25 protein-coding genes and 1 pseudogene are annotated in these 25,941 nt (G+C 34.7%); 4 read left to right on the forward strand and 22 right to left on the reverse strand.

Features of this window, described 5'->3' with window-relative positions:
• Positions 1 to 197 precede the first annotated feature (197 nt).
• The 8 genes and pseudogenes from V7S50_RS23275 to V7S50_RS23310 form a co-directional block, all read right to left on the reverse strand.
• Complete coding sequence (locus V7S50_RS23275) at positions 198 to 1,901, reverse strand: peptide ABC transporter substrate-binding protein (RefSeq protein WP_242255159.1); 1,704 nt, start codon at positions 1,899 to 1,901, stop codon at positions 198 to 200.
• A 347-nt stretch (positions 1,902 to 2,248) separates the two neighbouring features.
• A pseudogene (locus tag V7S50_RS23280) lies at positions 2,249 to 3,511 on the reverse strand (dicarboxylate/amino acid:cation symporter).
• Between the two features lie 205 nt (positions 3,512 to 3,716).
• Positions 3,717 to 4,754 carry an LCP family protein gene (locus V7S50_RS23285; protein WP_242255157.1) on the reverse strand — a complete coding sequence of 346 codons (1,038 nt, stop codon included), beginning with the start codon at positions 4,752 to 4,754 and terminating at the stop codon, positions 3,717 to 3,719.
• Between the two features lie 17 nt (positions 4,755 to 4,771).
• Entirely contained in the window at positions 4,772 to 5,770 is a 999-nt protein-coding gene (locus V7S50_RS23290; RefSeq protein WP_242255155.1) for an anti-sigma factor, read from the reverse strand.
• A gap of 12 nt (positions 5,771 to 5,782) precedes the next feature.
• The gene (locus tag V7S50_RS23295) at positions 5,783 to 6,316 is read right to left on the reverse strand and encodes a sigma-70 family RNA polymerase sigma factor (RefSeq protein ID WP_242255154.1); all 534 of its coding nucleotides are present in this window, start codon (positions 6,314 to 6,316) and stop codon (positions 5,783 to 5,785) included.
• A gap of 127 nt (positions 6,317 to 6,443) precedes the next feature.
• Positions 6,444 to 6,815 carry a VOC family protein gene (locus V7S50_RS23300; RefSeq protein WP_242255152.1) on the reverse strand — a complete coding sequence of 124 codons (372 nt, stop codon included), beginning with the start codon at positions 6,813 to 6,815 and terminating at the stop codon, positions 6,444 to 6,446.
• Between the two features lie 50 nt (positions 6,816 to 6,865).
• Positions 6,866 to 7,672: an ABC transporter permease subunit gene (locus V7S50_RS23305; RefSeq protein WP_242255150.1), complete on the reverse strand. Its 807-nt coding sequence runs from the start codon at positions 7,670 to 7,672 to the stop codon at positions 6,866 to 6,868.
• Complete coding sequence (locus tag V7S50_RS23310) at positions 7,665 to 8,558, reverse strand: ABC transporter ATP-binding protein (protein ID WP_242255148.1); 894 nt, start codon at positions 8,556 to 8,558, stop codon at positions 7,665 to 7,667. The genes V7S50_RS23305 and V7S50_RS23310 overlap by 8 nt, the downstream gene beginning before the upstream one ends.
• A gap of 155 nt (positions 8,559 to 8,713) precedes the next feature.
• Here V7S50_RS23310 and V7S50_RS23315 point away from each other — a divergent pair, with 155 nt between their 5' ends.
• A complete protein-coding gene (locus V7S50_RS23315; protein WP_242255300.1) occupies positions 8,714 to 9,316 on the forward strand; it encodes a TetR/AcrR family transcriptional regulator in 603 nt (200 codons plus the stop codon).
• 25 nt (positions 9,317 to 9,341) lie between these two features.
• Here the strand turns inward: V7S50_RS23315 and V7S50_RS23320 are convergent, their stop codons facing one another.
• From V7S50_RS23320 to V7S50_RS23355, 8 genes are all read right to left on the reverse strand, one after another.
• Positions 9,342 to 10,373: an oxidoreductase gene (locus tag V7S50_RS23320; RefSeq protein ID WP_242255147.1), complete on the reverse strand. Its 1,032-nt coding sequence runs from the start codon at positions 10,371 to 10,373 to the stop codon at positions 9,342 to 9,344.
• Positions 10,374 to 10,531: 158 nt separating this feature from the next.
• Positions 10,532 to 12,955: a DNA topoisomerase IV subunit A gene (gene parC, locus V7S50_RS23325; RefSeq protein ID WP_242255145.1), complete on the reverse strand. Its 2,424-nt coding sequence runs from the start codon at positions 12,953 to 12,955 to the stop codon at positions 10,532 to 10,534.
• Between the two features lies 1 nt (position 12,956).
• Complete coding sequence (gene parE / locus V7S50_RS23330; protein ID WP_242255143.1) at positions 12,957 to 14,921, reverse strand: DNA topoisomerase IV subunit B; 1,965 nt, start codon at positions 14,919 to 14,921, stop codon at positions 12,957 to 12,959.
• A gap of 374 nt (positions 14,922 to 15,295) precedes the next feature.
• The gene (locus tag V7S50_RS23335; RefSeq protein WP_242255141.1) at positions 15,296 to 15,709 is read right to left on the reverse strand and encodes a CoA-binding protein; all 414 of its coding nucleotides are present in this window, start codon (positions 15,707 to 15,709) and stop codon (positions 15,296 to 15,298) included.
• Between the two features lie 79 nt (positions 15,710 to 15,788).
• Positions 15,789 to 17,030, reverse strand: a complete 1,242-nt coding sequence (locus V7S50_RS23340; RefSeq protein ID WP_063221273.1) for a S1C family serine protease — start codon at positions 17,028 to 17,030, stop codon at positions 15,789 to 15,791.
• A gap of 202 nt (positions 17,031 to 17,232) precedes the next feature.
• Positions 17,233 to 17,910 carry a response regulator transcription factor gene (locus tag V7S50_RS23345; RefSeq protein ID WP_001044686.1) on the reverse strand — a complete coding sequence of 226 codons (678 nt, stop codon included), beginning with the start codon at positions 17,908 to 17,910 and terminating at the stop codon, positions 17,233 to 17,235.
• 18 nt (positions 17,911 to 17,928) lie between these two features.
• Entirely contained in the window at positions 17,929 to 18,381 is a 453-nt protein-coding gene (gene nrdG / locus V7S50_RS23350) for an anaerobic ribonucleoside-triphosphate reductase activating protein (protein ID WP_063221274.1), read from the reverse strand.
• Positions 18,378 to 20,234, reverse strand: coding sequence for an anaerobic ribonucleoside triphosphate reductase (locus V7S50_RS23355; RefSeq protein ID WP_242255140.1), 1,857 nt, complete (start codon positions 20,232 to 20,234; stop codon positions 18,378 to 18,380). The genes nrdG and V7S50_RS23355 overlap by 4 nt, the downstream gene beginning before the upstream one ends.
• A gap of 225 nt (positions 20,235 to 20,459) precedes the next feature.
• On the opposite strand from V7S50_RS23355, the gene plsY reads away from it, so the two are divergent.
• Positions 20,460 to 21,056, forward strand: a complete 597-nt coding sequence (gene plsY, locus V7S50_RS23360; RefSeq protein ID WP_000258967.1) for a glycerol-3-phosphate 1-O-acyltransferase PlsY — start codon at positions 20,460 to 20,462, stop codon at positions 21,054 to 21,056.
• 108 nt (positions 21,057 to 21,164) lie between these two features.
• Positions 21,165 to 21,455: a HesB/YadR/YfhF family protein gene (locus V7S50_RS23365; RefSeq protein WP_001054442.1), complete on the forward strand. Its 291-nt coding sequence runs from the start codon at positions 21,165 to 21,167 to the stop codon at positions 21,453 to 21,455.
• A 26-nt stretch (positions 21,456 to 21,481) separates the two neighbouring features.
• On the opposite strand, the gene V7S50_RS23370 is transcribed toward V7S50_RS23365, so the two are convergent.
• The gene (locus V7S50_RS23370) at positions 21,482 to 21,901 is read right to left on the reverse strand and encodes an acyl-CoA thioesterase (protein ID WP_000495815.1); all 420 of its coding nucleotides are present in this window, start codon (positions 21,899 to 21,901) and stop codon (positions 21,482 to 21,484) included.
• 109 nt (positions 21,902 to 22,010) lie between these two features.
• On the opposite strand from V7S50_RS23370, the gene V7S50_RS23375 reads away from it, so the two are divergent.
• Positions 22,011 to 23,303, forward strand: a complete 1,293-nt coding sequence (locus V7S50_RS23375; protein WP_242255139.1) for a glycosyl hydrolase family 18 protein — start codon at positions 22,011 to 22,013, stop codon at positions 23,301 to 23,303.
• 28 nt (positions 23,304 to 23,331) lie between these two features.
• Here V7S50_RS23375 and tlp read toward each other — a convergent pair whose 3' ends face one another.
• The 5 genes from tlp to V7S50_RS23400 all read right to left on the reverse strand — a co-directional run bounded on the left by tlp (position 23,332) and on the right by V7S50_RS23400 (position 25,730).
• Positions 23,332 to 23,529: a small acid-soluble spore protein Tlp gene (gene tlp / locus V7S50_RS23380; protein WP_002172888.1), complete on the reverse strand. Its 198-nt coding sequence runs from the start codon at positions 23,527 to 23,529 to the stop codon at positions 23,332 to 23,334.
• A 99-nt stretch (positions 23,530 to 23,628) separates the two neighbouring features.
• Positions 23,629 to 23,763, reverse strand: a complete 135-nt coding sequence (gene sspN / locus V7S50_RS23385) for an acid-soluble spore protein SspN (protein ID WP_000527987.1) — start codon at positions 23,761 to 23,763, stop codon at positions 23,629 to 23,631.
• A gap of 43 nt (positions 23,764 to 23,806) precedes the next feature.
• The gene (locus V7S50_RS23390; protein ID WP_001254697.1) at positions 23,807 to 23,950 is read right to left on the reverse strand and encodes an FbpB family small basic protein; all 144 of its coding nucleotides are present in this window, start codon (positions 23,948 to 23,950) and stop codon (positions 23,807 to 23,809) included.
• A 139-nt stretch (positions 23,951 to 24,089) separates the two neighbouring features.
• Entirely contained in the window at positions 24,090 to 25,037 is a 948-nt protein-coding gene (locus V7S50_RS23395; RefSeq protein WP_063221277.1) for a 3'-5' exonuclease, read from the reverse strand.
• A gap of 117 nt (positions 25,038 to 25,154) precedes the next feature.
• Entirely contained in the window at positions 25,155 to 25,730 is a 576-nt protein-coding gene (locus tag V7S50_RS23400; protein ID WP_242255137.1) for a TlpA family protein disulfide reductase, read from the reverse strand.
• Positions 25,731 to 25,941: the final 211 nt, after the last annotated feature.

The following is a 25,941-nucleotide window of genomic DNA, read 5'->3' on the forward strand; positions in this document are numbered from 1 at the left end:
GTAAAGTTATTTTTAAAATATTTAGAAAATTTATTTTACTTAACGATAGTAACATTCTATTTTCTATGACATACTACACGTATCCTCCATCTACTACATTTCATTTCTTCTCTACTCTTTCATTTTCACGTTCAATTGTACAATAAAAAAAGTACTTCAAGGCATGTAGACTGCTTTGAAGTACTTTTTCAACTCTATTATTTTTCAGTAACATATGCCCACTTATAGCTGTATTCTGGGCTAATATTATGCTTCACAACACCTTTTACATGCGGTTTCATAACATAAGATCTAGCACTTTGATATAAAGGTACAAGGGCTACATCTTCTTCAAGAAGTAATTTCTCTGCTTTTCCTAGTTCCTCCCAGCGTTTCTTCGCATCACTCATTAATTCCCCACCAGCTTTTTTAATTATTTCATCATATTTCTGATCAGAGAAACTCATTTGGTTATGAGAGTGCTTACTTTCAAACATATCTAAATATGTCATTGGATCCGCATAATCTGGGCTCCATCCACCATATGAAATATCATAATCTTGATCTGATTCTAATTTAAGTTTTTGTTTAAACGGCTGCAGTTTAATATTTACTGTTACACCTTTTAAGTTTTTCTCAATTTGATCTTTTACATATTCCCCAACTTTTTTCGCATTACCAGTATCATAGTTTAAAAACTCAATTGTAACTTGATCTTTTCCAAGTTCTTTTTTCGCTTCTTCCCATGCAGCAGCTGCTTTTTTCGCATCTGGTTTAATACCGTTTTTAAACGTTTCTTGGAAGTCTTTCCCATCAGCTCCAGCTGCTAAGCCTTTCGGCACTAAATAATCTGCAGGTTTTGACCCATCATTTAAAATAACATTTGTTAAATTCTTTTTATCAATTGATAGCGCAATTGCTTCACGTAATTTTTTACTCTTTAATGGTGTATCTTGTCCACCACGTTTTTGGTTTAAACGTATAAAGAACGTACTTGGTTCGTTATACACCCCATATTCCTCTTTATTATTTCTATATTTGTCAACAAATTCACCTGTTAATAAGGAGAAATCAATTTGACCACTATCATATAAATTCACATTAGTTGCTGGCTCTTTTACAACACTATAGTTAATTTCATCTAATTTTACAGTCTTTTTATCCCAATATTGATCATTCTTCTTCAGTTTCCAACCTTGCTCATGCTTCCAATCAGTAAGAACGAACGGTCCGTTATATACAGTTGTATCAGATTCTAAACCGTATTTATCCCCTTTTTCTTTTACGAATTTCTCATTTAATGGATAGTACGATGGGAATGCTACTAAGTTTAAGAAGTATGGTACTGCTTGTTCTAATTCAACTTCTAAAGTAAGGTCATCTACTGCTTTAACTCCTAGTTCTGTTACAGCTTTTTCACCTTTATTAACCGCTTCTGCATTTTTAATTGGGAATGCAATGAATGCATACTCAGCAGCTGTTTTTGGATCTAATAAACGTTGCCATGCAAACACGAAATCTTTCGCTGTTACAGGATCACCATTTGACCATTTTGCATCTTTACGTAATTTAAATGTATATTTTTTACCATCCTCACTCTTCGTACTTGATTCTGCCGCAGCTGGGATTGGTTTATTCTCTTTATCTAAACGGTATAATCCTTCCATTGTGTTCCCTAAAATTTGAGAACCCAAAGTATCTGTACTCTTTGAAGTATCCATTGTTGGGATTTCCTGATTTTCTGTTTTATTGAACACTTGTTTCGCTGCTAATTTTTCTTCTGATTTGCTATCTCCGCCAGAGCTAGAATTTGTGCTTGTCTTCTTATCTCCACCTGATGTAGAACATGCTGTTAATGCCATACTCATTGCTAAAACTGGTGCTACAACTGCTGTTAGTTTTTTCATTTTTTTCTTTTTCACTTTCTGTACCCTCCCTAATTCTTAACGCTCTCATTTAAGAATTTTCTGATAATTCTGTTTTTCTTTATATATTTATCAGAAGATTCTTATTAACTATTATTCTACTAATTTTTTGAGTTTTGTAAAGTGTTATTATTGAAAATTTTTAAAAAATTATTTTTTTACAGTAATATTCATAAAAATTCTATAATCTTTTAAAACACTATACCTCATTGAATTATATGTACTGATTTAATAGTCTTTATATCCCTTAGCTATAAAACACTTGTAAATTATTGTTAATAAATAATGTATATTATAACAAACCCCTTTTCTACAAAAATAAAAAAGTCAGCAAAGCTGACTTTTTATCCGACCATTTTCTCTCTTTTCATTTCCTCTACTATTTTCATATACTTCTCATTATCAAATTCATTTTCACTTTTTGCAACAACTACAGTCGCAATACCATTACCAATTAAATTAACGATAGCACGTGCTTCTGACATGAAACGATCTACCCCAAGTAATAGTGCTAACCCTTCTAATAGAATAACATTCATTGCAGATAAGGTAGATGCTAGTACAATAAATCCTCCGCCTGTTACTGCCGCTGCTCCTTTAGATGTAACTAACAAAATAGCTATTATAGTTAATTGTTGACCTAGTGAAAGATCGACGTGAAAGACTTGCGCTAAAAATATAGTAGCCATTTATAAATAAATCGTTGTTCCATCTAAATTAAAAGAGTATCCCGTCGGAATGACTAAACCTACTACCGGCTTCGAACATCCGAAGTCTTCCATCTTTGTCATCATTCGCGGTAGTACTGATTCTGATGATGATGTCCCAAGAACAATGAGTAATTCTTCTTTAATGTGAGATAAATATTTCCACAAACTAAATTTATACAGTTTACAAATAAAATTTAATACAATAAAAACAAATAATGCCATTGTCGCATATACACAAATCATTAGTTTACCAAGTGGTATGAGCGTGCTTAAACCGTATTTTCCAATTGTAAATGCCATTCCACCGAATGCTCCAACCGGTGCTAATTTCATTACAATGGATAAAATGTTAAAAAATACTTTCGATAATCTTTCAAAAAAGTCGATAACTGGTTGTCCATTTTTCCCTAGCATCGTTAACCCTGCACCAAATAAAATTGAGAAGAATAACACTTGTAAAATATCACCTTTTGCAAATGCTTCAAACATGTTAGACGGCACAATATGCAAAAAGAAATCCATCCATTTCATTTCTTGCCCACTTTGTACATATTGTGAAACATCTCCGCCCTTTAGTTTTGAAGGATCTAATCCATCTCCTGGACGAACAACATTTGCTACGATGATACCAATAATTAAAGCCGCTGTTGTAACAATTTCAAAATATAATAGTGCCTTTCCGCCAACACGACCTACCTTTTTCATACTTCCCATACTTGCAATACCAAGCACAATTGTTAAAAAGATAATCGGTGCAATAACCATTTTGATCATATTGATGAACGTTTCACCAATTGGCTTCATCTCTTGTCCAACACTCGGCCAAATTGCTCCTACTGCAATACCACAAATAATTGCCACAATAACTTGGAATGTTAAATTTTTTACAATTCTCATTTTTAATACTCCCCTGTTTTTTCATTTCTCCCATATTATTTCAATAATTGCTAATCATATATTCTATGTAATAGCCCCCCCTGTTATTTAACTTAAACCACAAATTTACGTTACACTATTACCTTAAATTTGAAAATAGTATATAACATTTATAGATAAAATACATACTATTAAACATAATAAAAAAGCAGACATTATGCCTGCTTTAATTCTCCTCAATCTCCTTTTCACTTAATCCTAGATGTGTCCTAAGAGTATTCCTCAAACTCTGTAAATCTTTTTTATTAGGATTATAATAATATACACGTTGGCCGTTTGGACCATTAGGTAAGTATAAATCATCACCTGCTAATTGAATTTTTTCAACCGAACAATTTAAACCATATTTATAGAAAGATAAAATATCATTCATTGCTAAATTTGTTTTAAAATCACCGTCAACCGCCTCAACTATTTTTTCTAGCTTCGTAATCGATCCTACACTTTTTAATTTACTTAAAATCGCTTCCATAACAAGTTGTTGCCGCTGCCCTCTCATTGCATCACTATCAATATGACGCGTTCTTGCTAGAGCAAGTGCTTCTTCCCCATTTAATTTTTGTAGTCCTTTTTTCAGATGGATTGCGTCAGCTTCATCTTTACTATTTTGCTCCGTAAATTCAACTGGGACATCTACTTCAATCCCATCTAACCCATCAACAATTTTAGTAAATGAATTAAAATTAAACTTCACAAAATAATCAACAGGCACTTGTAATAATTTTTCTACTGCTTCCACTGAAGCTTGCGGCCCTCCATCTTTACCATTTTTAATGAAACCACTTCCATATGCATGCGTTATTTTATCTTTTTTCTTTTCAACCGGAACATATGTGTATGTATCACGTGGTATGCTCGTTAGTTTCACTGTTTTATCGTCTTTATTAAAAGTAGCTAACAGTAGTGCATCTGTATGAAATGCACCATTATACTCCTTTTGTCGTTCTTGATTTTCATCAATTCCCATAATTAAAAGTGAAACATTATTGGTAATCGGTTTAACAGTTTCCTCACGTAAATTTGATTTTTCACCACGTGCTAAATTAACATTTGATTTTTGTACGAGATTAGAAGTTTTCATATATACGTCAGTACCATATCCAACTCCGCCAAATAGTAATACTACTAACAATACACTTATTATCGTTGTCTTTTTATATTTTCGTTTATTTTTCTTTTCTCTTGAAGAAGAGGTATTCTCCATATCGTTCCCTCCGTTTTCTATTCATCTAATATATTTTTCAATTTCTCATAATTAACGCTATCCTTTTGAAAGGCATTCTCTTTCAATCCTTTGTTTATTTGTATCCATTCAGTCGTGATCGAATATTGAATCATACCTTCGTGGAAACTAAGAAACTTCAACATAATCCCTGTATTTTTCTCTACAACCATTTCAAATTTCCCTCTTAAATCTTCAGATGTACTTACAGGCATTTCTATATTTATTGTCCCTTCTATTTTGTAGCAATCAAGTCCAAGATACTTCGTTTCTTTATAATTCCAATCTTTATATCGAATTAATAAATCAGCAAATTCTGATTGAATACTATACTTCGCGAATCCCACATATTCATCATCATATCGTTTCTTCTCGCCTGATTTTCTTAATAATCTTTCCGTAGGATTTAATTTTAATAGTTCATTATTCCTTTCTTCCGAGCTCCATTTCGTCTCTTTATATGTATACTTCGCATCATCAAATTCTTTTTTCTTACCCTCGTTATATATAATTGTTCGTTTTTTCGCTAGTTTATCTTCTTTCGAAGAGATACCTCTTTGTTTCTCCGTATCAATTGCATACTTATATGTTGTAGCAATTCTTGATGAGCTAGAATATTCCTCAAATTGTCCTGAAATATTTTTAAAATGATCAATGGAATCCAGCATCTTTTCATGAATTTTTTCTTTATCTGGATAATTTACATTCGATTTTATTTCCTCTTCATTTTCATAATCAGAAAACGCCTTTTTCTTTACATATTCAAAGACTCCGCCGTTTTGAGCAAAAATTTGATCAGAAAACTCCGACATAGATACAATTGAAAGTGCTAGAACAGCAGCACTTATAACCATCATATACACTCTGTAGCCTTTCTTTTTTACCGGAAGATTATGTAGTGTACTATTAATCTTTTCATTTAACTCTGGTGGCACTATAATATTTTCATCTTTTATTTTCTTTTTTAATTTCTCATCAAATAATTTTTCATTATCCATCCTATACACCCCCTATTCCATCTTTAATTGTTTTTGCAGCTGTTCCCTCGCGCGCGACAATCTCGATTTCACTGTTCCTTTTGGTATTTCTAAAAGCTTCGCAATGCTATCTTGATTTATATCTTCATAGTAATACAGCACCGTGACAGCTCTTAACTCTTCATGTAACGATTGAATCGCATTACACAAATCTATATCTTCATACTGATCGCACGCACTCATATTGTAATCATTCTCTTCTGTCACAATTATCTTTTTATACGTTCTAATAATGTTATTACATTCATTCATTAAAATTCGAATTAACCAAGTTTGAAAAAACTCTTCCTTCTTTAATCTTTTTATATTTTCATAGGCTTTTAAAATTGTTGTTTGTATCGCATCCTCTATATTTGTCTCATCACGTAACATAGCCTTTGCAATACGATACATCTTCACTTTTTCTGTATGTATAAGCGTCATAAATGCTTCATGGTCACCTTTTTTCGCTAAGGAAACATCCGTTTCTTCTTTTACAAACATTTTATATAAAGGGATTACTTTCACAATTGCTCCTCCTGTTTCATCCTCACTTCAAATTTAACTTTACATGTATTAGACGGATGAGCCTAGAAAAAGGTTCATTTTTTTGAATATTTTCATAAAAAAAGGTAAACATTCTTCATGTTTACCTTTACTTAGACGTGATCCTAAGGAAATACCCATCTGGATCCACAACTTTAAATCCTCTCATCTCCCACGGATAAGTTTGAATTTCTTCTTGTATCTTGCATCGCTTCTCTTTACAACGTTCATATACTTCTTCAATTCGGTCGACAACAATAATTAGTTCAAAGCCATTCCCTTTCATTTCTTTTTGATTGTAAAAATAGTGATTTTCATTCAATGTTGAATCACTAACTAGTAATAAAGAAAACTGGTCGTGATTAAAACGTGCTGCATGCATACCTTTTTTATACAACTTTAAACCAATTACTTCTTCATAGAACAATAATGACTTTTCTATATCATTTACATATAGCTGCACCCGGAACAAATGATTCATTCGTTTCCTCCTCATCAAAAAAAGCCCACTTTCTCAGTGGACTTTCTACTTTACAACGGTAAATCCCTCTTCCTAAATACAACAACTGCTATTATAAATATACAAAGCGCTCCAGCAGTTAAACCTATACTTACCGGCCATATATTATACGTTCCTTCAGCAATTTCTTTTGGACGAAACAGTGTAAATAACGATAGACTTTTCATCCACTCTAACTTATCACTTAATTTGCCTACCATATTTAGTACGAAAAATAAAATAGTTAAACTCGCTGAGTAGCTCAGTGCCTTTCTTTCATCATTACATATACAAGAAAAGAAAAATGAATAAGCGCTAACTACTAAAAATATGAGCCCTCCGACTACGTTTATCTTGAGGAATAATTCTTTATTTAAGTTATTATCTTTTAAAAACCATTCTGCACCCAATATACCCGCTACATATGTGACAATTACGATGATTAGTAGTTCTAATATGAGAACAGCAGCTTGCGTGATTGCAACTTTTACTCTGGATACAGGTGTCGCTAATAAATATGCCATCGCTCCTTTATCTACATGTCGTGCCATTAAATGTGTCGCAACTGTAACGCAAAAAATTGTTAATATGATAATAAACAATAGACTATAGTACTCACCAGCTAAAAAATCCATCACATTTTGAATCGGACTTTCCATACCAACAATTTTTTTCACACTATCAGGCATAGCACTTATTAATTCATTTAACCCTTTCGCTGATACCATTGAAGGGAATATCCAAATTAATAACCATAAATAAAGAGCTGCACCAGTTGCATAACTCAAAATACTTTTTTGTGTTTCTTTCAAACTAGCTAAAAACAATTGCTTATTCATGCTTTACCCCTTCTTTCTTATCGTAATAATGCATAAATAAATGTTCTAAATCCATTGCTCTCGTTTGAAGTGCCGTTACATTATAGTTTGAAAGTGTTTGTAAAACAGTTTGATAGTTTCCTTGCACAATAATCGATGCCTCTCTACCTTTCACCGTTTCAAATTGCAAATTACATTGTGTAAGAGATTCAATCTCTTCTTGCGATGATACGGTTACATCTATTACCTGTCGTCTCATACTTTGTAAATCGTGAATATTTTCAACCGTTACAAGACGCCCATCTTTAATAATCGCTACTCGGTCACATGTACGTTCAATCTCAGTGAAAATATGTGACGACATAAGAATTGTTTTTCCTCTTTGCTTTTCCTCTAATATTAAATCTATAAACACTTGCTGCATAAGTGGATCGAGTCCAGATGTTGGTTCATCTAAGATTAGCACTTCTGGATCATGCATAAAAGCAGCAACAATCCCTACTTTTTGCTTCATTCCTTTAGACATTTTACGAATTGGTGTTTTCACATCAAATTGTAGACATTCTATTAGTTCATCTCGTCTTTTCGTATCCTGTAATCCGCGCATTCCTTGCATTAACTTTAGAAAGTCTAATCCATTCATTCCTTCAATAAAAGAAATTTCTCCTGGTAAATATCCGACTTCTCTTTGAATTTTCGCGGCTTCATTCCAGCAATCTAATCCAAAAATCGTTGCTTTACCAGATGTCGGTTTTATAAATCCCATTAAATTACGAATCGTTGTTGATTTCCCGGCACCATTTGGCCCTAAGTAACCGAATACTTCTCCTTCTTTTACATCAAATGTAATATGAAACAAGCCTTTTCCATTTGAAAACTGTTTTGTAACATCTTGAACTGAAATCATAATTCCACCTCATTTTTTGAAATATTTAATATGTGATATTTCAAAATTATTGTACTCCTCATCTTTCATATTCGCAACAACTTTTTGAAATATTTATATGTCCATATTTCAAAAATATTGTTTTCCATTATTTTTTCTTGTATATTTTAATTGAGGTGATTGCATTGAACGGCTTTGAAAAAGTAAAAGAAAAGAAAAAACGCGCTATTAAAAAGGCAGCTTTCTTATTATTTTCAGAACGTGGATTTAATGAAGTGAAAATAGAACATATCGCAAAAGAAGCAAACGTTTCTCAAGTTACAATTTATAATCATTTTGGAAGTAAAGATGCGTTATTTAGAGAACTTATACAAGAATTTATCGTATCTGAATTTCAATATTATAAAGAGCTTGCTGAAGAAAAATTACCTTTCCATGATATGATGCAAAAAATGATTGTAAGAAAAATGAATACTGGCGGATTATTTCAGCCTGATATGTTACTACAAATGATGCAAAGGGACGAAATTCTCCGAGAGTTTATTTATAGTTATCAAAATGAAAAAATACTGCCATGGTATTTAGAAATATTAGAACAAGCGCAGCAAAAAAATGAAATTAACCCCCACCTTACTAAAGAAATGATGTTACTTTACATTCAAATGTTCACTAAATTAGGTGATGACTTTGGAGCACAACTTTTGGAAGGAGATCGTGAAAAACATATACAAGATATCGTTACGATGTTCTTTTATGGACTGTCCGTCCCAAAAAAATAAAAAAGACACGAAATTCGTGTCTTTTTTATTTTACCGAAATGACTCTACCCGTTTCACTACTTTCAACCGCTAATTGAATCAGCTTAATAACTTCTAAACCTTCTTGTGCTGTTACAGGTAGTTTCTCACCATTTAATATATTATCTCTTATACCTTTATAATACATGTCATAACAGCCGACTTCTGTTGGAATACGGTCTAAACGTTCTTCTGTTTCTAAAGTAGCAAAATTCGCTTCAGCGTCTACACCGTAACCGTTATCGCCTGGCTTCATTCCATTTTTTAATTGTTCCTCTTGTGAATCCATACCATACTTCACGATAGAACCTTTTTCTCCATGCAGTGTAAAGTGTGGACCTGCTTGTTTTACATAACTGCTACTATGTAAAATGATACGCTTTACTCCGTAGTGAAGTACAACATGGAAGTAATCATCAATTTGTGCACCTGGTCGTTGTTTAATTACATCTGCACTTATCGCATCTGGTTTCCCAAATAATGATAATGCTTGGTCAATTAAATGTGACCCTAAATCATATAATATACCTGACCCCGGTAAGTTCTTTTCTCTCCAGCGATCACGGACATGTGGACGGAAACGATCAAAATTCGCTTCATATGCGTATACATTCCCTATTCTATTTTCTTCTAACAATTTCTTTATCGTTAAGAAGTCATTATCAAAACGACGATTATGATATACACTCAATACCACATTATGTTGCTCTGCTAATGAAATAAGCTCTTCTCCTTCTTCAATTGAAACAACAAATGGCTTTTCCACAACAACATGCTTACCGTTTAATATTGCTTCTTTTACATATGGAAAATGAGTTGTATTCGGTGAAGTAATAACCACTAAGTCAATATCATCTCGCTTCACCAATTCATCAATTGTACTAACGACGTTAGCATTCGGTAATGTTTCTTTTACTACCTCTTCTTTTGAAGATAATACCGCACGAATATCGTATTCTTCTATCGTTTGTAATAATGGGATGTGAAATGTTGTACTAGAAAATCCAAACCCTACAATCCCTACACCTATTTTTTTCATGTTGCCCCTCCATTTATCCTGCTATTTGTGGCGAGTAAGATCCCCACTGATTAAAGTTTCACTTTATGAGAACGATTTCATTCAGTTATTATAACAAGATTCATACTAATTTGCCTAGAAAAAAGCATCTTGCCATTATCCATAGCAAGATGCTCCCTTTATTCCGGTCTTTTTTTCGTCCACGTCTCAATAACTTCACCAGTATCATTAACATCTAGCACTAAACTACCGTTACTATACCGGTCCTTATTTCGATACGCTTTCGGATCAATTTCTTCTACAATGTGTTTCTCTGTCTTCATGTAAACTAGTTCATCGTCTCGAACAATTTCAATACCGACAATGCGGTATGGATTACGTTTTAACTCTTTGAAAATAACAAGCCCTCGCTTCGCCCTCGTTGATTTCTCAATTTCTGATGCTTTTAGACGTTTTACAGCACCGCGCTGCGTTACGAGAATAAGTTGATCTTTGTCACCATTTAATGGTTTACCAGAAGCAACATAGTCATCTTCTTTTAAATTAATTGCTTTCACACCAGCGGCCCTTACGCCTACTGGACTTACTTCATCTTCATGGAAAATAAGTGCATATGCACCGTGTGTAGCAAGAACAATATCACTCGTTCCATCTGTCGCAAATATATCGACAACCACATCATCTTTTTTCAAGTTTACAGCGACGAACGCCCTTGAATAACGCTGTACTTTATATTGGTTTAATTCTGTTTTCTTAATCATACCATTTCGCGTTACAAATACGATAAATCGTTTTTCTTCCTCAAAGTTCGGTACGACAGTTGCCCAAATAATGGTTTCATCCCGGTCGAGTGAAACGATATTAGCAACGTGCTGACCCAAATCTTTCCAACGAATATCTGGCATTTCGTATACTGGCAGATATATATAGTTTCCTTTATTCGTAAATAAGAGGACTGTCTCTGTCGTATTCGTATCGAATCGTTCAAGTAAGATGTCACCCTCTTTCATACCGAAGTCTTTGCCATTTGAGGCATTATGCGAGCGCCATCCAGTACGTTTCACATACCCTTCTTTCGTTACAGTAACGATGACATCTTCTTGTGGGATCATTACTTCTACATCTATTTTAATTTCCTCAATTTGTTCTTCAATAATAGCACGACGATCATCACTATATGTTTTCTTCACTCTTTTTAAATCTGTTTTAATAACTTGAAGCAATCTTTTTTCACTTTGTAAAATCGCCTGTAACTCTATAATTTTCTTATTCAGCTCATCGGCTTCTTGTTGTAGTGCTGTAATATCTGTATTCGTTAAACGATATAATTGCAAGGATACAATCGCTTCCGCTTGCGCTTCTGTAAAACCAAATTTCGCACTTAAATTATCTTTTGCATTACGCTTATCTTTTGAAGCTCGAATCGTTTCGATTACTTGATCTAAAATCGATAATGCTTTCTTTAAACCTTCTACAATATGTTGACGATTCTCCGCTTTTCTTAATTCATATTGTGAACGTCTCGTAACAACCTCTTTTTGGTGGCCAATATAAGCATCCAATATTTTTGGTAATGTCATAAGTGTTGGGCGACGATTATTAATCGCTACCATATTAAAGTTGTACGGAATTTGTAAATCTGTATTTTTATATAAATAATTTAAAATTCCTTCAGCATTTGCTTCTTTCTTCAATTCTACAACAATGCGAAGACCTGTACGATCTGTCTCATCACGAACTTCAGCAATACCATCTAATTTTTTATCTAGACGTAATTCATCCATTTTTTTAACAAGGTTTGCTTTATTCACTTCGTAAGGAATTTCAGTGATTACGATTTGCTGTTTCCCACCACGAACCGTTTCAACTTCTGCTTTTCCGCGAATAATGATTTTACCTTTTCCTGTTTCATACGCCTTTTTAATACCATCAATCCCTTGAATAATACCGCCTGTCGGGAAATCTGGTCCTTTCATAACTGTTAATAAATCATCAACAGTACTGTTTGGCTTATCAATACGCATCATTGTAGCATCAATAACTTCTCCAAGATGATGCGGAGGAATTTCTGTTGCATAACCAGCGGAAATCCCCGTTGATCCGTTCACTAATAAGTTCGGAAACGCTGCTGGTAATACAACTGGTTCTTCACTCGTATCATCAAAGTTTGACACGAATTCAACTGTTTCTTTATCAAGATCACGTAATAATTCAGATGCAATTGGTGATAAACGAGCTTCCGTATAACGCATTGCTGCTGCTGGGTCCCCATCGACACTACCATTATTACCATGCATTTCAACTAAAACATTACGTACTTTCCAAGTTTGACTTAAACGTACCATCGCCTCATATACAGAGGAATCCCCATGTGGATGATAGTTACCGATAACGTTACCTACTGTTTTAGCTGATTTACGAAACGCTTTATCATGTACATTACCTTCTACATACATAGAATATAAAATACGTCTTTGTACTGGCTTTAAACCATCACGTGCATCTGGAAGTGCACGATCTTGAATAATATATTTACTATAACGCGCAAAGCGGTCACCTAACACGTCTTCAAGCGGGAGGTCATGAAACTTCTCTGCTTGCATGTTATTCCACCTCCGTCTCCATTATCATTTCATTTTCTAAAATATTTCCTTCTTCTTGCATACCAAACTGTACATTGCGTTCAATCCATTTACGACGTGGTTCTACTTTATCGCCCATTAACGTTGTAACGCGGCGCTCTGCTCTTGCTGCATCATCAATTTTCACGCGAATTAACGTGCGCGTTTCAGGATTCATAGTCGTTTCCCATAATTGATCCGCATTCATCTCACCAAGTCCTTTATAACGTTGTAACATATAGCCTTTTCCAACCTTTTTCGTTACACCGTCTAATTCTTCATCTGACCAAGCATATTCAATTACTTCACTCTTACCTTTTCCCTTACTTACTTTATATAAAGGTGGAAGTGCGATAAACACTTTTCCGGCTTCGATAAGTGGTTTCATATATCTGTAGAAAAACGTTAGTAACAATACTTGAATATGAGCTCCGTCCGTATCAGCATCGGTCATAATGACAACTTTATCGTAGTTAATATCTTCAACATCAAATTCATTTCCTACGCCGCCACCAATCGCATAAATGATTGTATTAATCTCTTCGTTTTTAAAGATATCAGCAAGCTTTGCTTTTTCTGTATTAATAACTTTACCACGTAACGGTAATACCGCTTGGAAACGACGATCTCGTCCTTGCTTTGCTGAACCACCGGCAGAGTCACCCTCTACTAAGTACAGTTCATTTTTCTGCGGGTTACGTGATTGTGCAGGTGTTAACTTACCACTTAATGTACCTTCTGATTTTTTCTTCTTCTTACCACTGCGAGCTTCTTCTCTCGCTTTACGAGCAGCCTCACGCGCTTGCGCTGCTTTCACTGCTTTTCTCACAAGAAGTGTAGCTACATCCGGATTTTCTTCTAAAAAGTAGGCTAAATGCTCTGATACAATCGCATCAATTGAAGACCGCGCTTCACTTGTACCTAGCTTCCCTTTCGTTTGTCCTTCAAACTGAAGTACTTCTTCTGGTACACGTACAGAAACGATAGCTGCTACCCCTTCACGAATATCTGTACCTTCTAAGTTTTTATCTTTTTCTTTTAATAGTGAAACTTTACGCGCATACTCATTAAACACACGCGTCATGGCTGTTTTAAATCCAGCTTCGTGTGTTCCACCGTCTTTTGTACGTACGTTATTTACAAATGAAAGAATATTTTCTGAGTAACCATCATTAAATTGAAATGCTAGTTCTGCTTCAATCCCATTTTGTTCACCAGTGAAGTATACAACTGGATGAATGGGATCTTTTTCTTCGTTTAAATAGGAAACGAAAGCTTCAATTCCTGTTTCATAATGAAATACATCTTCTAAATCATTTCGTTCGTCTTTAATTGAAATCTTCATTCCTTTTAGTAAAAATGCTGATTCACGTAATCTTTCACATAACGTTTCATAATTGTAATTTGTTGTACTGAAAATCGTTGTATCTGGTTTGAAATGCATTGTTGTACCAGATTCTTTCGTTTTCCCAATTTTCTCAAGCGTCGTTACAGGAACACCACCATTTTCAAAACGTTGTTCATAAATGCTGCCGTCACGCTTAATCGTTACGACTAACCATTCTGATAAGGCGTTTACAACTGATGCCCCAACACCGTGTAAACCACCACTCGTTTTGTAACCACCTTGACCAAACTTACCACCAGCATGAAGTACAGTTAAAATAACTTCAGGTGTAGGTTTTCCAAGTTTATGCATTCCCGTAGGCATTCCACGCCCTTTATCTATAACGCTAATACTATTATCTTTATGTATTACGACAGAAATTTCGTCGCCAAATCCCGCTAACGCTTCGTCAACGGAGTTATCTACTATTTCATATACTAAATGATGCAATCCACGGCTGTCCGTGCTCCCGATATACATACCCGGGCGTTTTCGAACGGCTTCAAGTCCTTCTAACACTTGGATTGCATCTTCATTATATTGGAACTGATGCTTTGCCAAACTCCTTGCCCCTTTCCTAATCAAAAATCAGAACATATGTTTCTATTATAGAATAACGCCTCGACTATAGTTTTGGCAAGTTATCTTATCTCTTTTATATACCATTTTCAATAGAAAAATCCTTGTTTTTTCACAAGGATTCCTCTAGGCTACTATTTCAGAAAAATAATCGTTTGTCAACGAGAAATGGATATGTATGCCAAGATTACACATTCCAAACCTTTTTTATGATCCAAATGATCAATATCCAAAATGGGATAATAATTAACAATCCCCAAAAACAGCCTTTAAAAAATCTCATGATGAACACCTCGTTCATCGACCCTATATATGTAACAAGGGCTGATTCAATCTTTCTACCTTTACAACCTATACTATTTTGTCATCGCATGTTCTACTTTTATACAACGATCCATTATTACAGTATAGTCTTTTTCTTTTAAAAGTTTGTATGTATCTTCATCTTGTACTCCTAATTGTGCCCAAAAAACATCTGCATCAATCTCTACAAACTCTTTTGCAACATCCATTAAAAATTCTGAACGGCGGAATACATTTACAATATCAACATGTTCCTTAATATCCTTTAGTGAAGCAACTGCCCTTTCTCCAAGCACCTCATCTACCGTTGGGTTTACTGGAATAATGCGATACCCAGCATCTTGCATTGCTTTTGAAACCATATACGATGTACGTTCTGGCTTATCCGATAATCCAACAACTGCAATCGTTTTGCTTTTCTTTAATACTTCACCAATTTCCGTACGAGTTGGGTTTTCAATTGTCATAATTTATCCCTCCTATTCCTTTAGTATAGCCGATAAAGAAAGTCTCTTTCAATATGAAAGAGACTTTCTTTTATTTCGATTATTGATTCTTTGTAGCTGAGTTATCTGCTAAAGTGGCTGTTTTCGTCATTTTTTGACCGTTACGATAGAATGTAACTTCTACTTTTTCGCCTACTTTTTTCTTTTCATATAAATATTTACGGAATTGAAGTGAATTTTCTACTTTTTGATTATCTAATGCTACTACAATATCATATTGCTCTAAACCAGCTTTTTCTGCAGGTGATATTGGATAAATTTTACCTAATACAACGCCATTTGTTACTTCTTTCGGTACTTTCAATTGATTTACTGCATAAGCTTGCACATCTTCTAATGAAACGACACCTACTCCAAGAGCTGGACGTTTCACTACTCCGTCTTTTTCAAGTGATTCAATAACTGGTTTTGCGATATTAATTGGAATAGCAAATCCAATCCCTTCAACTTCTTGTTGTGCAATTTTACTTGAATTAATCCCAATTATTTCACCGTTTTGGTTAAATAATGCACCACCACTATTACCAGGGTTAATCGCTGCATCTGTTTGAATAACTTGAGCATTCCAATCTGCCCGTTTATCCCCATCAATATCTACTGGAATTTCACGTTCTTTACTACTAATAATACCTTCCGTTACACTTCCATCAAATCCTAGTGGGTTACCGATTGCAATTGCTTTTTCACCCGCACGGATTTTGCTTGAATCACCTAAAGTGGCAACTTTATTTACATTAGCCCCGTCAATTTCAACAACAGCTAAATCTAACCAAGGATCTTTCCCTACTAGTTTTGCATCTACCTTTTTACCATCACTTAATTTTACAGCAAGTTTATTTGCACCATCTACTACATGGTTGTTCGTTACAATATATGCTTTATTTCCTGCTTTTTTATAAATAACACCTGATCCTGAGCCAGCTTGTTGTTCTTGACCTGTCGGTTGCATTGCAAATGGATCAATGCTTTGTTGCATATTGATAACACCTACAACAACATCTTTCGCGCCTTCAATCATACCAGGTAAATCAGTTTCATTTTTTGCTTTATTGACAACAGGAACTACAGTACCTTCAACTTTTGAATCCGAACTAAATGATGATACAGCCGCTCCATTATTTTGAGCCCATGGCATATATGGTGCTGCAAAACTAATTGTGACAGCCCCAACTACAGCCCCGACTAAACCTGTGAAAAAATAACCTTTTTTACTGCCCGATTTTCTCACTTCTCTCGTTTCCCTATGCTCTTCATTTAAATTTGGTCCGTCGTAATATCCCATGTTTTATTTCCCCTCTCTGGTGAATTCGTATTTTCAGTATAGTCACGTTTTGTGTCCTTCTTGTGAACTCATCGTGAAATCCAATTAAAAAAATACTCTTATCTAACATTGTAGACAAGAAAAGTATTTTTTGTACATTCTACCTGCAAAAGAGGATATAAAATTGACATTTCCCTAGGCTAAAGTACACAATCCGTTACAATTATTCTTCAAATTTGTAACCAACTCGAATAACAGTACCGATATGCTTCGCTTTATCTCCTAGCTTATTTCGTAGTTTTTTAATATGAGTATCAACCGTTCGGTCATCACCGTAATAGTCATATCCCCATAACTGATCTAATAAATGTTGTCGTGACAACACAATTCCTTTGTTCTCCATTAAATAAACAAGAAGTTCAAATTCTTTATGTGTTAATATAATTTCTTCTCCATCTACTAAAACGGTTCTAGATAGACGATTCACTTCTATTCCAGCTAAAGACATAGTATTTTCTTCCGCTACTCCTACCACGCCATCCGCACGTTTCAATAACGTCTTCGCGCGAGCTACTAACACTTTCGGGCTGAATGGTTTCGTTACATATTCATCTGCACCTAATTCGAATCCTAATAATGTATCATCCTCATCCGAACGTGCTGTCAACATAATGATTGGTACAGCTGATTCTTTTCTAATTCGTCTACAAACAGACCATCCATCTATTTCTGGTAACATAATATCTAACATAATTAAATCAATTTCATGCTCTGCAAATAATTCTAACGCTTTTTTTCCGTCTTCTGCTTCGATTACTTCAAAGCCTTCATTACGAAAATAATCACTAACGATTTCACGTAATCTTCTTTCATCTTCAACAAGTAATACTGTTTTATTCATATAATCTATCCCGCCTTTTTACTCTTTCAATCGAATAATACGTTGATTGGAGCTTCCGCGAAATGGAAGTGTTAAATCTTTTTTCTCGATTTCAAATCTTCCATCGACTAAAACATCCCCATAATGTAACAACTCTATCATATCATTATTTTGAGAACTCTGTATCTCTTCTAACGTATAACCTGTATACATCCATAGATTTTTTTTCAAATCTTTCACAGCTTTTGCTACTTTTTTCACTTCATTAGCTTGGAAAAATGGATCTCCACCTGAAAATGTTACATCAGTTAATGGATTACTTGCAATCTCTTCCATAATTTCTTCTACTGTCATTTCAGTTCCATTACAAATATTCCACGATTTCGGATTATGGCAACCGAAACAACGATGCGGACAGCCCGCAAAAAACACGACTGTCCGCAATCCTTCTCCATCTACTACACTATCATGAATGATGTTCATCACTTTCATTTATGCTTCACCCGATCCATCTCTTCACTACGTTTCGCACTATTCCACTTCGACATATCTCCTACAAGATAACCTGTTATGCGGCGAATTCTTTCTATATTGGCCTCATCTTCATTTCCGCAGCTTGGACATTCATTTCCGATAACTCCGTGATAGCTACAGCACTTACAACGATCAACAGGATGATTAATTGAACCGTATCCAACGCCATTCTCTGCCATCGCTTGCACAATTTGTTTTAACGCCTTCTTGTTATGCATTGCTGCTCCGTCTAGTTCAATATACGTAATATGTCCCCCATTACATAGGGCGTGGAAAGGTCCTTCTAAACGAATTTTATTTATCGCTTGAATGTTATAGTAAACTGGGATATGGAACGAATTCGTATAATAATTATGATTCGTTATACCGGTAATCACACCGAATTCTTCTCTATCTTTTTTCACAAACTTCCCTGATAACCCTTCTGCAGGAGTTGCAATTACTGAGAAATTCAGTTCATGTTCTTCTGTCGCTTTATCCATTCTATCTCTCATAAAGGAAATAATTCCATATCCAAGTTTCCACGATTCTTCATCTTCTCCATGATGCTTTCCTGTTAAAGCTACTAAACACTCCGCAAGACCGATAAACCCAAGGCTTAACGTCCCTTGTTTTAAAATGGATGCTACAGAATCTTCAGGCTGTAACGTTTCTCCTCCGCGCCATACACCTTGTGAATATAAAAATCGAAAATCTCTAGCTCGCTTCGTACATTGGTACTCAAATCGTTCTAATAATTGCTTAATTCCTAAATCTAAGTAATAATTTAACGCTTCAAAAAACGCTTCTTTTGAACCACTAATTAACGCTAATTTCACTAAATTAATAGACGTAAATGATAAATTGCCTCTTCCAATCGCTGTTTCTTCTCCATGTATGTTAGACATAACACGAGTACGGCATCCCATGTAACATACTTCACTTTCCGGTCGTCCATCATAATGCACTGCATTAAATGGCGCATCTAAAAATGAAAAGTTAGGGAATAATCTTTCAGCCGTTGTTTCTAACGCTAATTCAAATAAATCATAGTTCGGATCACTTTCTTCAAAGTTCACACCTTTTTTCATTTTAAAAATTTGAATAGGAAAAATTGGTGTTTCCCCTTTACCAAGACCAGCTTGTGTCGCTTTTAAAAGCTGTCTAACTAATAATCGTCCCTCTTTTGATGTATCTGTTCCATAATTAATAGAAATAAACGGTACTTGTCCCCCGCCCCTACTATGCATACTATTTGAATTATGAATAAACGCTTCACAAGCCTGATACGTATCATTTTCTGTTTCTTTCCATGCAAATTCTTCTATTTGTTCTTTCGTAAGCGGATATGACTGTAATCGTTTCTTATGTCTCTCTACTGTTTTTCTCACATATGGAGCTAAATCAATATCAAAGAGTGCAAACGATTGACCACCATGCTGCATATTTTGATTCGCTTGAAAAATAATAGACGAAAGAGCCAATGCACTTTTAATGTCTTGCGGTTGTCTCATATGGCCATGTCCTGTATGAAAACCGTTAGCAAGCATTTGCGCTAATGGAATTTGCGAACAAGTCGTTGTCCCAGTCGCATAAAAATCTAAGTCATGTGGATATAATATATTTTGATTTATCGCTTTTTTCACTTGATCTGACAATAAATTTTCAACTGCATAATATTTCGCACTCTCAGATGCGAACGTTCCCATTACTCCCATCGGAGAGCGGCCATCTACATTTGCATTTTCTTGCATTAAATCTTGTTCATTGCCGTGGACAATTGTCTCAAACACTCTCATTAATTCTTCTCCACGTGTATTTTTTTGTAACATTTATAACCCTCCACCAATATGTTGTTGTCTTTTGATTAAAATGTTACTACATATAGTCTTATTGTTTCTGTGAGAAATGTAACATTCCTGTGAAATTTTTTGCACGAAATAATGAATTTTTCATTTACAAAAAAGAAATGTGCTCTTTACAAATGTATGGTACAATATACGGGAAAAACTCTTTTTACCCTTTATCAACACATTTGAATAAAGGAGACTGAACTTATGGTTACTACATATCTTTTATTTATCGTTGCCTACTTACTTGGCTCGATCCCATTTGCACTAGTCGTTGGAAAGATTGGTTATGGAATTGACATTCGTGAGCATGGAAGCGGTAATTTGGGCGGGACAAATACATTCCGCACACTAGGGAAAAAAGCAGGTTTTATCGTTACAATTGCTGACATTTTAAAAGGTACATTAGCAACGAGTCTACCGATTATTTTCGGGTTAGATGTTCATCCACTATGGTTCGGATTAGCAGCTGTTCTTGGACATGTGTATCCGATTTTCGCGAAATTCCGTGGTGGTAAAGCAGTTGCAACTTCTGCTGGCGTGCTTTTATGCTACTCACCAGTTGTTTTTGCAATATTAGCTGTTGTCTTTTTCAGCCTTTTATTTACAACAAGATACGTGTCACTTTCTTCTATGGTAACAGCTGTCGTTGCCGTTATCGCATCAATTGTTAGCGGGGATAAAATCTTCATTATTGCGATGTGTTTATTAGCAGGTATGGTTATTTATAAACACCGTGCAAATATTGGACGAATTATAAATAAAACTGAACCGAAAGCAAACTTTTCAAAAAAGCAAAAATAAGATCGTAACCCACATAACGCAAAAAGAAAACGTGAAGCATATTAATAGCGTCTTTTTGCGTTATTTTTTATACTAAAGAAAAAGCAACATAATTTGGAGGAACTATACATGAATCTTTCCGTAACAAAAGAAGCAGCACAATGGTATAAAAACGAATTAAACTTACAATCAGGTGAAACACTACGCTTTTTCGTACAATACGGTGGTTGCAGCACTGTGCAAAAAGGACTTTCTTTAGGTATTCGTAAAGATGACCCTGCACACCCTGCTGTTCAAATTCAAGAAGAAGATATTAACTTCTTTATTGAAAGCGATGATGAGTGGTTCTTCGATGGACATAATTTAGTTGTTACATTTAACGACGGTGATGATTTCCCGCAATTTAATTATGAAAAATAGAAAAAACGTGGCTTCTGCCACGTTTTTTATTTTTTCTTAATTTCCTCATATTTCGCATACCACTCAGGATAGAACTTTTTAAATGATACGGGCCTGAACCCTTCTTTTTTCGCACAAATATTCGTCGTACTTGCGGTAATACAAAGTTCACCTTCGCCGTTATATATTTCATAACCATATACCACGCGAAGCGGGCTCACAGTGTCCACCCATGTTTTCACAATTGCTTTTTCACCGTAACGCATCGCTTTACGATATGAAATTTGCAAATCTAACACAGGAGAAATAATACCCTCTTTCTCCATTTCAACATATGAAAAACCTAAATCTTGTATAAGTTTCGTGCGACCTAATTCCAGCCACACCAAATAGTTTGAATGGTAAACAACACCCATTTGATCTGTTTCCGCATAACGGATTTCAACTTCATGTTCTGCTACAAACATATGTATTCGCCTTCTTTCACTTCTGCTGCCTTGCATACATTTAATCATAATACAGTGACAACAAAAATAAAATAAAAACAGTGAATCTTTTACTGAAAGGAGCAAGCATATGATTCAAATTGTAACTGTTCGTAGCGGTGATAGCGTATATAGCTTGGCATCAAAATATGGATCAACACCTAACGAGATAGTAAAAGACAATGGATTAAATCCAGCTGAAACACTCGTTGTTGGTCAGGCACTGATCGTGAATACGAAAGGGAATAATTATTATGTACAGCCTGGCGATAGCCTATATCGAATCTCTCAGACATATAACGTTCCTCTCGCTAGTTTAGCTAAAGTTAATAACTTATCTTTAAAATCCATTCTCCATGTTGGACAGCAATTATATATACCGAAAGGGACAAAACGAGCGGTAGAATCCATCGCTTATTTACAACCTTCAACAATTCCAATAAAAGAAAGTTTGGTAAATGCTACACGTGCTATCAACCCATTTTTAACGTATTTAGCCTACTTTAGTTTTGAAGCCAAAAGAGATGGTACATTAAAAGAACCAACCGAAACAGCTAAAATCGCTAATATTGCAACGCAAGGCAACACCATCCCTATGCTTGTTATTACAAATATTGAAAATGGAAATTTCAGTGCCGATCTGACATCAGTTATTTTACGGGACGCAACAATCCAAAATAAATTTATTACAAACATTTTGCAAACTGCTGAGAAGTACGGTATGCGAGACATTCATTTTGATTTCGAGAGTGTGGCACCTGAAGATCGTGAAGCGTATAATCGTTTTTTACGAAATGTAAAAACACGATTACCTAATGGATACACGCTAAGCACAACGCTTGTACCGAAAACAAGTTCAAATCAAAAGGGAAAATTTTTCGAAGCTCACGATTATAAAGCACAAGGACAAATTGTTGATTTCGTCGTCATTATGACATATGACTGGGGATGGCAAGGCGGGCCACCGATGGCGATCTCTCCTATCGGTCCTGTAAAAGAAGTACTTCAATATGCAAAATCTCAAATGCCTCCACAAAAAATTATGATGGGGCAAAATTTATACGGTTTCGATTGGAAACTTCCATTCAAAGAAGGAAATCCACCTGCAAAAGCAATTAGCTCTATTGCAGCTGTTGCACTAGCTCGTAAATACAATGTTCCTATCCGCTATGATTTCACAGCTCAAGCTCCTCATTTTAATTATTTCGATGAAAATGGTGTACAACACGAAGTTTGGTTTGAAGATTCACGGTCTGTTCAAAGTAAATTCAATTTAATGAAAGAACAAGGTATAGGCGGTATTAGCTATTGGAAGATAGGTTTACCATTCCCGCAAAATTGGCGTTTACTCGTTGAAAACTTTACGATTACAAAAAAGGGCTGACATAAGTCAGCCCTTTTTGTACATTCTGTTAAGATTCATCTTTGATTTCACTTTTTAATGAGTCAATACTTTCTAAACGTCTTTGATTTTTTGCTTCAATAGCAGCACGATCTTTTTCATTAGAAAGTTCCGCTGTTTCTTTTGCTTCATTAAAGTTATCAATTGTATTTTGCACCATTTCTTGTAACTTTTCAGCGTTGTCACTTCGATTATCTGGATTTGGCATGTACTTCCCTCCTAATATTGTATATACACACCATCTTAAGTTACCTATCTTGCCTCAAATTTATACATAAAAAAGGAGAATGTAATATTCTCCTTTTCTTTAACCGTTATCAACAATCGGTTGTTTGCCCGTTTGGTCTTGCATTTGCTTTCCTTTATTGCCACCAGCTTTTTTTGATTGTGTTCCAATATGATTCGGTGCAAAGTCTTTTGAATTCTTTTTCGGATTACCCATTACTATCGCCTCCTTAACACTAGTATCGTACTAGTGTTAAGAATTATTCAGCTTGCTTAAAAAGTTTCATTTCATAACGTTTTTCAATACGTTCTTCAATACGATCGATTGCATCACGATCGCTTAATAATTGTTGTTTATTTTCTTTCACAAGTTCGTCAAATGATTTACGGCGACTTCTTCTCATGCTGTTCACCCTCTCTCCTTTACTTTCTTATTACATAGTATGAGCAAATGAAAAACTCTTTAATCAGATTTGCAAGAAAATTTTATGTTTTAATACTCCTAAAAAAACTCCGTATACAATAAATTGTATACGGAGTTTTTTATACCATAACATTTAAATACTCTTTCAGTTTTTCATCTGCATTCGTTTCATTTTCTTTATAATCATGGAGCGCTTGTAGTACGAAATCATACTGTTCTAAAATATAACTTTCTAATTTTAAAACATCTTCTACGCTATTCAGCATAATTCTCGTATTACCAGCTTCACTTTTTAACGCCGGTTCACATTGTAAGCTCGTACATATTTCTTTCACATCATCTTCTAATATATCTGTTAATACATATTTCTTTCGACCTTTTACTTTTAATCTCATAACCGGATAAAAAGCTTTTATATCTAAATAATTCCCTACATTCATGTAACGAATCCATTCAATATTACGTTTATTTCGTACAAGCATTTCTTTTAATACTTCATATACCACAGTTTCATCAAGTACGTCTTTATTTGATTTTCTCTTTGTTTCTTCCTCAATAGATGCACATTTTTGATAAACAGCTGCACAGGTAATACAATCATCAAATGCATTATGAGAACTTAAACGAATGCCAAGCATTCGCTTTAACGTTTCAAGTTTATGATTAGGCGCGTGCTTCATATATTTCTTTGCTAAAAACACAGTATCAATCACTTTATTTTTAGGTTCCGGTAATCCAAGCATATTGACATTGCTTTTCAAAAAGCGCATATCAAAAGAAGCGTTATGAGCCACAATAACATTTGTATGTAAAAATGCTAAAAATAAAGGTAACACTTCTTCAATTGTCGGTGCATCTGAAACACGATAATTTGTAATACCTGTTAAGCTCGTTATTCGGCCTGGAATTGGACGCTCTGGGTTCACGTATGACACGAATTGATCTACTAGCTCATGATTACGATATTTCACTGCTGCTACTTGAATAATTTTATCATTATAAGGGTTAAATCCTGTTGTTTCAAAATCAATTACAACATAATCTAACGGTAAGGATATATTCCCCACTCCAAATACACTCCTTTATCTCTAAACGTTTATATTTCTTTTATCATATCACGAAGCTTTCACTACTTGAAAAAGAAAAGGCAGAAATGGTTACTTTCCACCTCTACCTTTTCACCATTATTTTAATTTAGCAATCCGTTTCTCCATCTCTTTTTGCGTCATCGGTCCAATAAACTTATCTTGAATGACACCTTTTGTATCTACAAAATACGAAGTTGGGATCGTAATTACTTTATACGCTGTTGTCACATCAATATTTTTGTCCAATAAAATAGGAAAAGTAATTCCTTTTTCCTTTGCAAAATTACTTACCTTTTCTACTCCCCCACCTTTTTCTGAAGGTGTATAATTTATTGCTAAAATTTCTACATTTTCTTTATGTTCTTTATAGAAAGCCTCCATATCAGGCATTTCTTGTTGGCAAGGTCCACACCACGTTGCCCAAAAATTTAAAATCACTTTCTTTCCTTTTAAATCTGATAACTTTACATTCGTTCCATCTAACTTCGTTAATTCAAAGTCCGGCGCACTCTTCCCTATTTCAATACCATTACTTGCAATCATCTCTTTCATAGCAGCTTCACTTTTTTCTTGCTCTCCTTGGGCCGCCTGATCGCTTTTACCAAACTGTTCATAAGCTGCATATCCCGCTAAACAAAGTAACACTACAATAATCATAAGCTTCCGCCACATTTTATATCACCCTAACGTGTTTATCTTCTTTTAATATATCCATTCAAATGCTATATACCTTATTTTAGCTTATACGGACAAGCTTGGAAATATTCACAGTCAGAATAATCGGGATATTCTTATTTGAAGTGCAATTCCTTCCTTTTTATCATATAATTAGACAAACGGATGAAGTGTTGCTTATCTTCTTATGGACCCATTCACCTTTTTA

Origin of the sequence: Bacillus sp. CCNWLW194, assembly GCF_037120585.1 — a bacterium.
In the GTDB taxonomy this organism is placed as follows: domain Bacteria; phylum Bacillota; class Bacilli; order Bacillales; family Bacillaceae_G; genus Bacillus_A; species Bacillus_A basilensis.

Coding starts and splice junctions, on each gene's coding strand:
- V7S50_RS23285 (WP_242255157.1), bottom strand. CDS start 4,754: ATGGAGAATACCTCTTCTTCAAGAGAAAAGAAAAATAAACGAAAATAT.
- V7S50_RS23290 (WP_242255155.1), bottom strand. CDS start 5,770: ATGGATAATGAAAAATTATTTGATGAGAAATTAAAAAAGAAAATAAAA.
- V7S50_RS23300 (WP_242255152.1), bottom strand. CDS start 6,815: ATGAATCATTTGTTCCGGGTGCAGCTATATGTAAATGATATAGAAAAG.
- V7S50_RS23305 (WP_242255150.1), bottom strand. CDS start 7,672: ATGAATAAGCAATTGTTTTTAGCTAGTTTGAAAGAAACACAAAAAAGT.
- V7S50_RS23310 (WP_242255148.1), bottom strand. CDS start 8,558: ATGATTTCAGTTCAAGATGTTACAAAACAGTTTTCAAATGGAAAAGGC.
- V7S50_RS23320 (WP_242255147.1), bottom strand. CDS start 10,373: ATGAAAAAAATAGGTGTAGGGATTGTAGGGTTTGGATTTTCTAGTACA.
- parC (WP_242255145.1), bottom strand. CDS start 12,955: ATGCAAGCAGAGAAGTTTCATGACCTCCCGCTTGAAGACGTGTTAGGT.
- V7S50_RS23335 (WP_242255141.1), bottom strand. CDS start 15,709: ATGACAATTGAAAACCCAACTCGTACGGAAATTGGTGAAGTATTAAAG.
- V7S50_RS23340 (WP_063221273.1), bottom strand. CDS start 17,030: ATGGGATATTACGACGGACCAAATTTAAATGAAGAGCATAGGGAAACG.
- V7S50_RS23345 (WP_001044686.1), bottom strand. CDS start 17,910: ATGAATAAAACAGTATTACTTGTTGAAGATGAAAGAAGATTACGTGAA.
- nrdG (WP_063221274.1), bottom strand. CDS start 18,381: ATGAAAGTGATGAACATCATTCATGATAGTGTAGTAGATGGAGAAGGA.
- V7S50_RS23355 (WP_242255140.1), bottom strand. CDS start 20,234: ATGTTACAAAAAAATACACGTGGAGAAGAATTAATGAGAGTGTTTGAG.
- plsY (WP_000258967.1), top strand. CDS start 20,460: ATGGTTACTACATATCTTTTATTTATCGTTGCCTACTTACTTGGCTCG.
- V7S50_RS23365 (WP_001054442.1), top strand. CDS start 21,165: ATGAATCTTTCCGTAACAAAAGAAGCAGCACAATGGTATAAAAACGAA.
- V7S50_RS23370 (WP_000495815.1), bottom strand. CDS start 21,901: ATGTTTGTAGCAGAACATGAAGTTGAAATCCGTTATGCGGAAACAGAT.
- V7S50_RS23375 (WP_242255139.1), top strand. CDS start 22,011: ATGATTCAAATTGTAACTGTTCGTAGCGGTGATAGCGTATATAGCTTG.
- tlp (WP_002172888.1), bottom strand. CDS start 23,529: ATGCCAAATCCAGATAATCGAAGTGACAACGCTGAAAAGTTACAAGAA.
- sspN (WP_000527987.1), bottom strand. CDS start 23,763: ATGGGTAATCCGAAAAAGAATTCAAAAGACTTTGCACCGAATCATATT.
- V7S50_RS23390 (WP_001254697.1), bottom strand. CDS start 23,950: ATGAGAAGAAGTCGCCGTAAATCATTTGACGAACTTGTGAAAGAAAAT.
- V7S50_RS23400 (WP_242255137.1), bottom strand. CDS start 25,730: ATGTGGCGGAAGCTTATGATTATTGTAGTGTTACTTTGTTTAGCGGGA.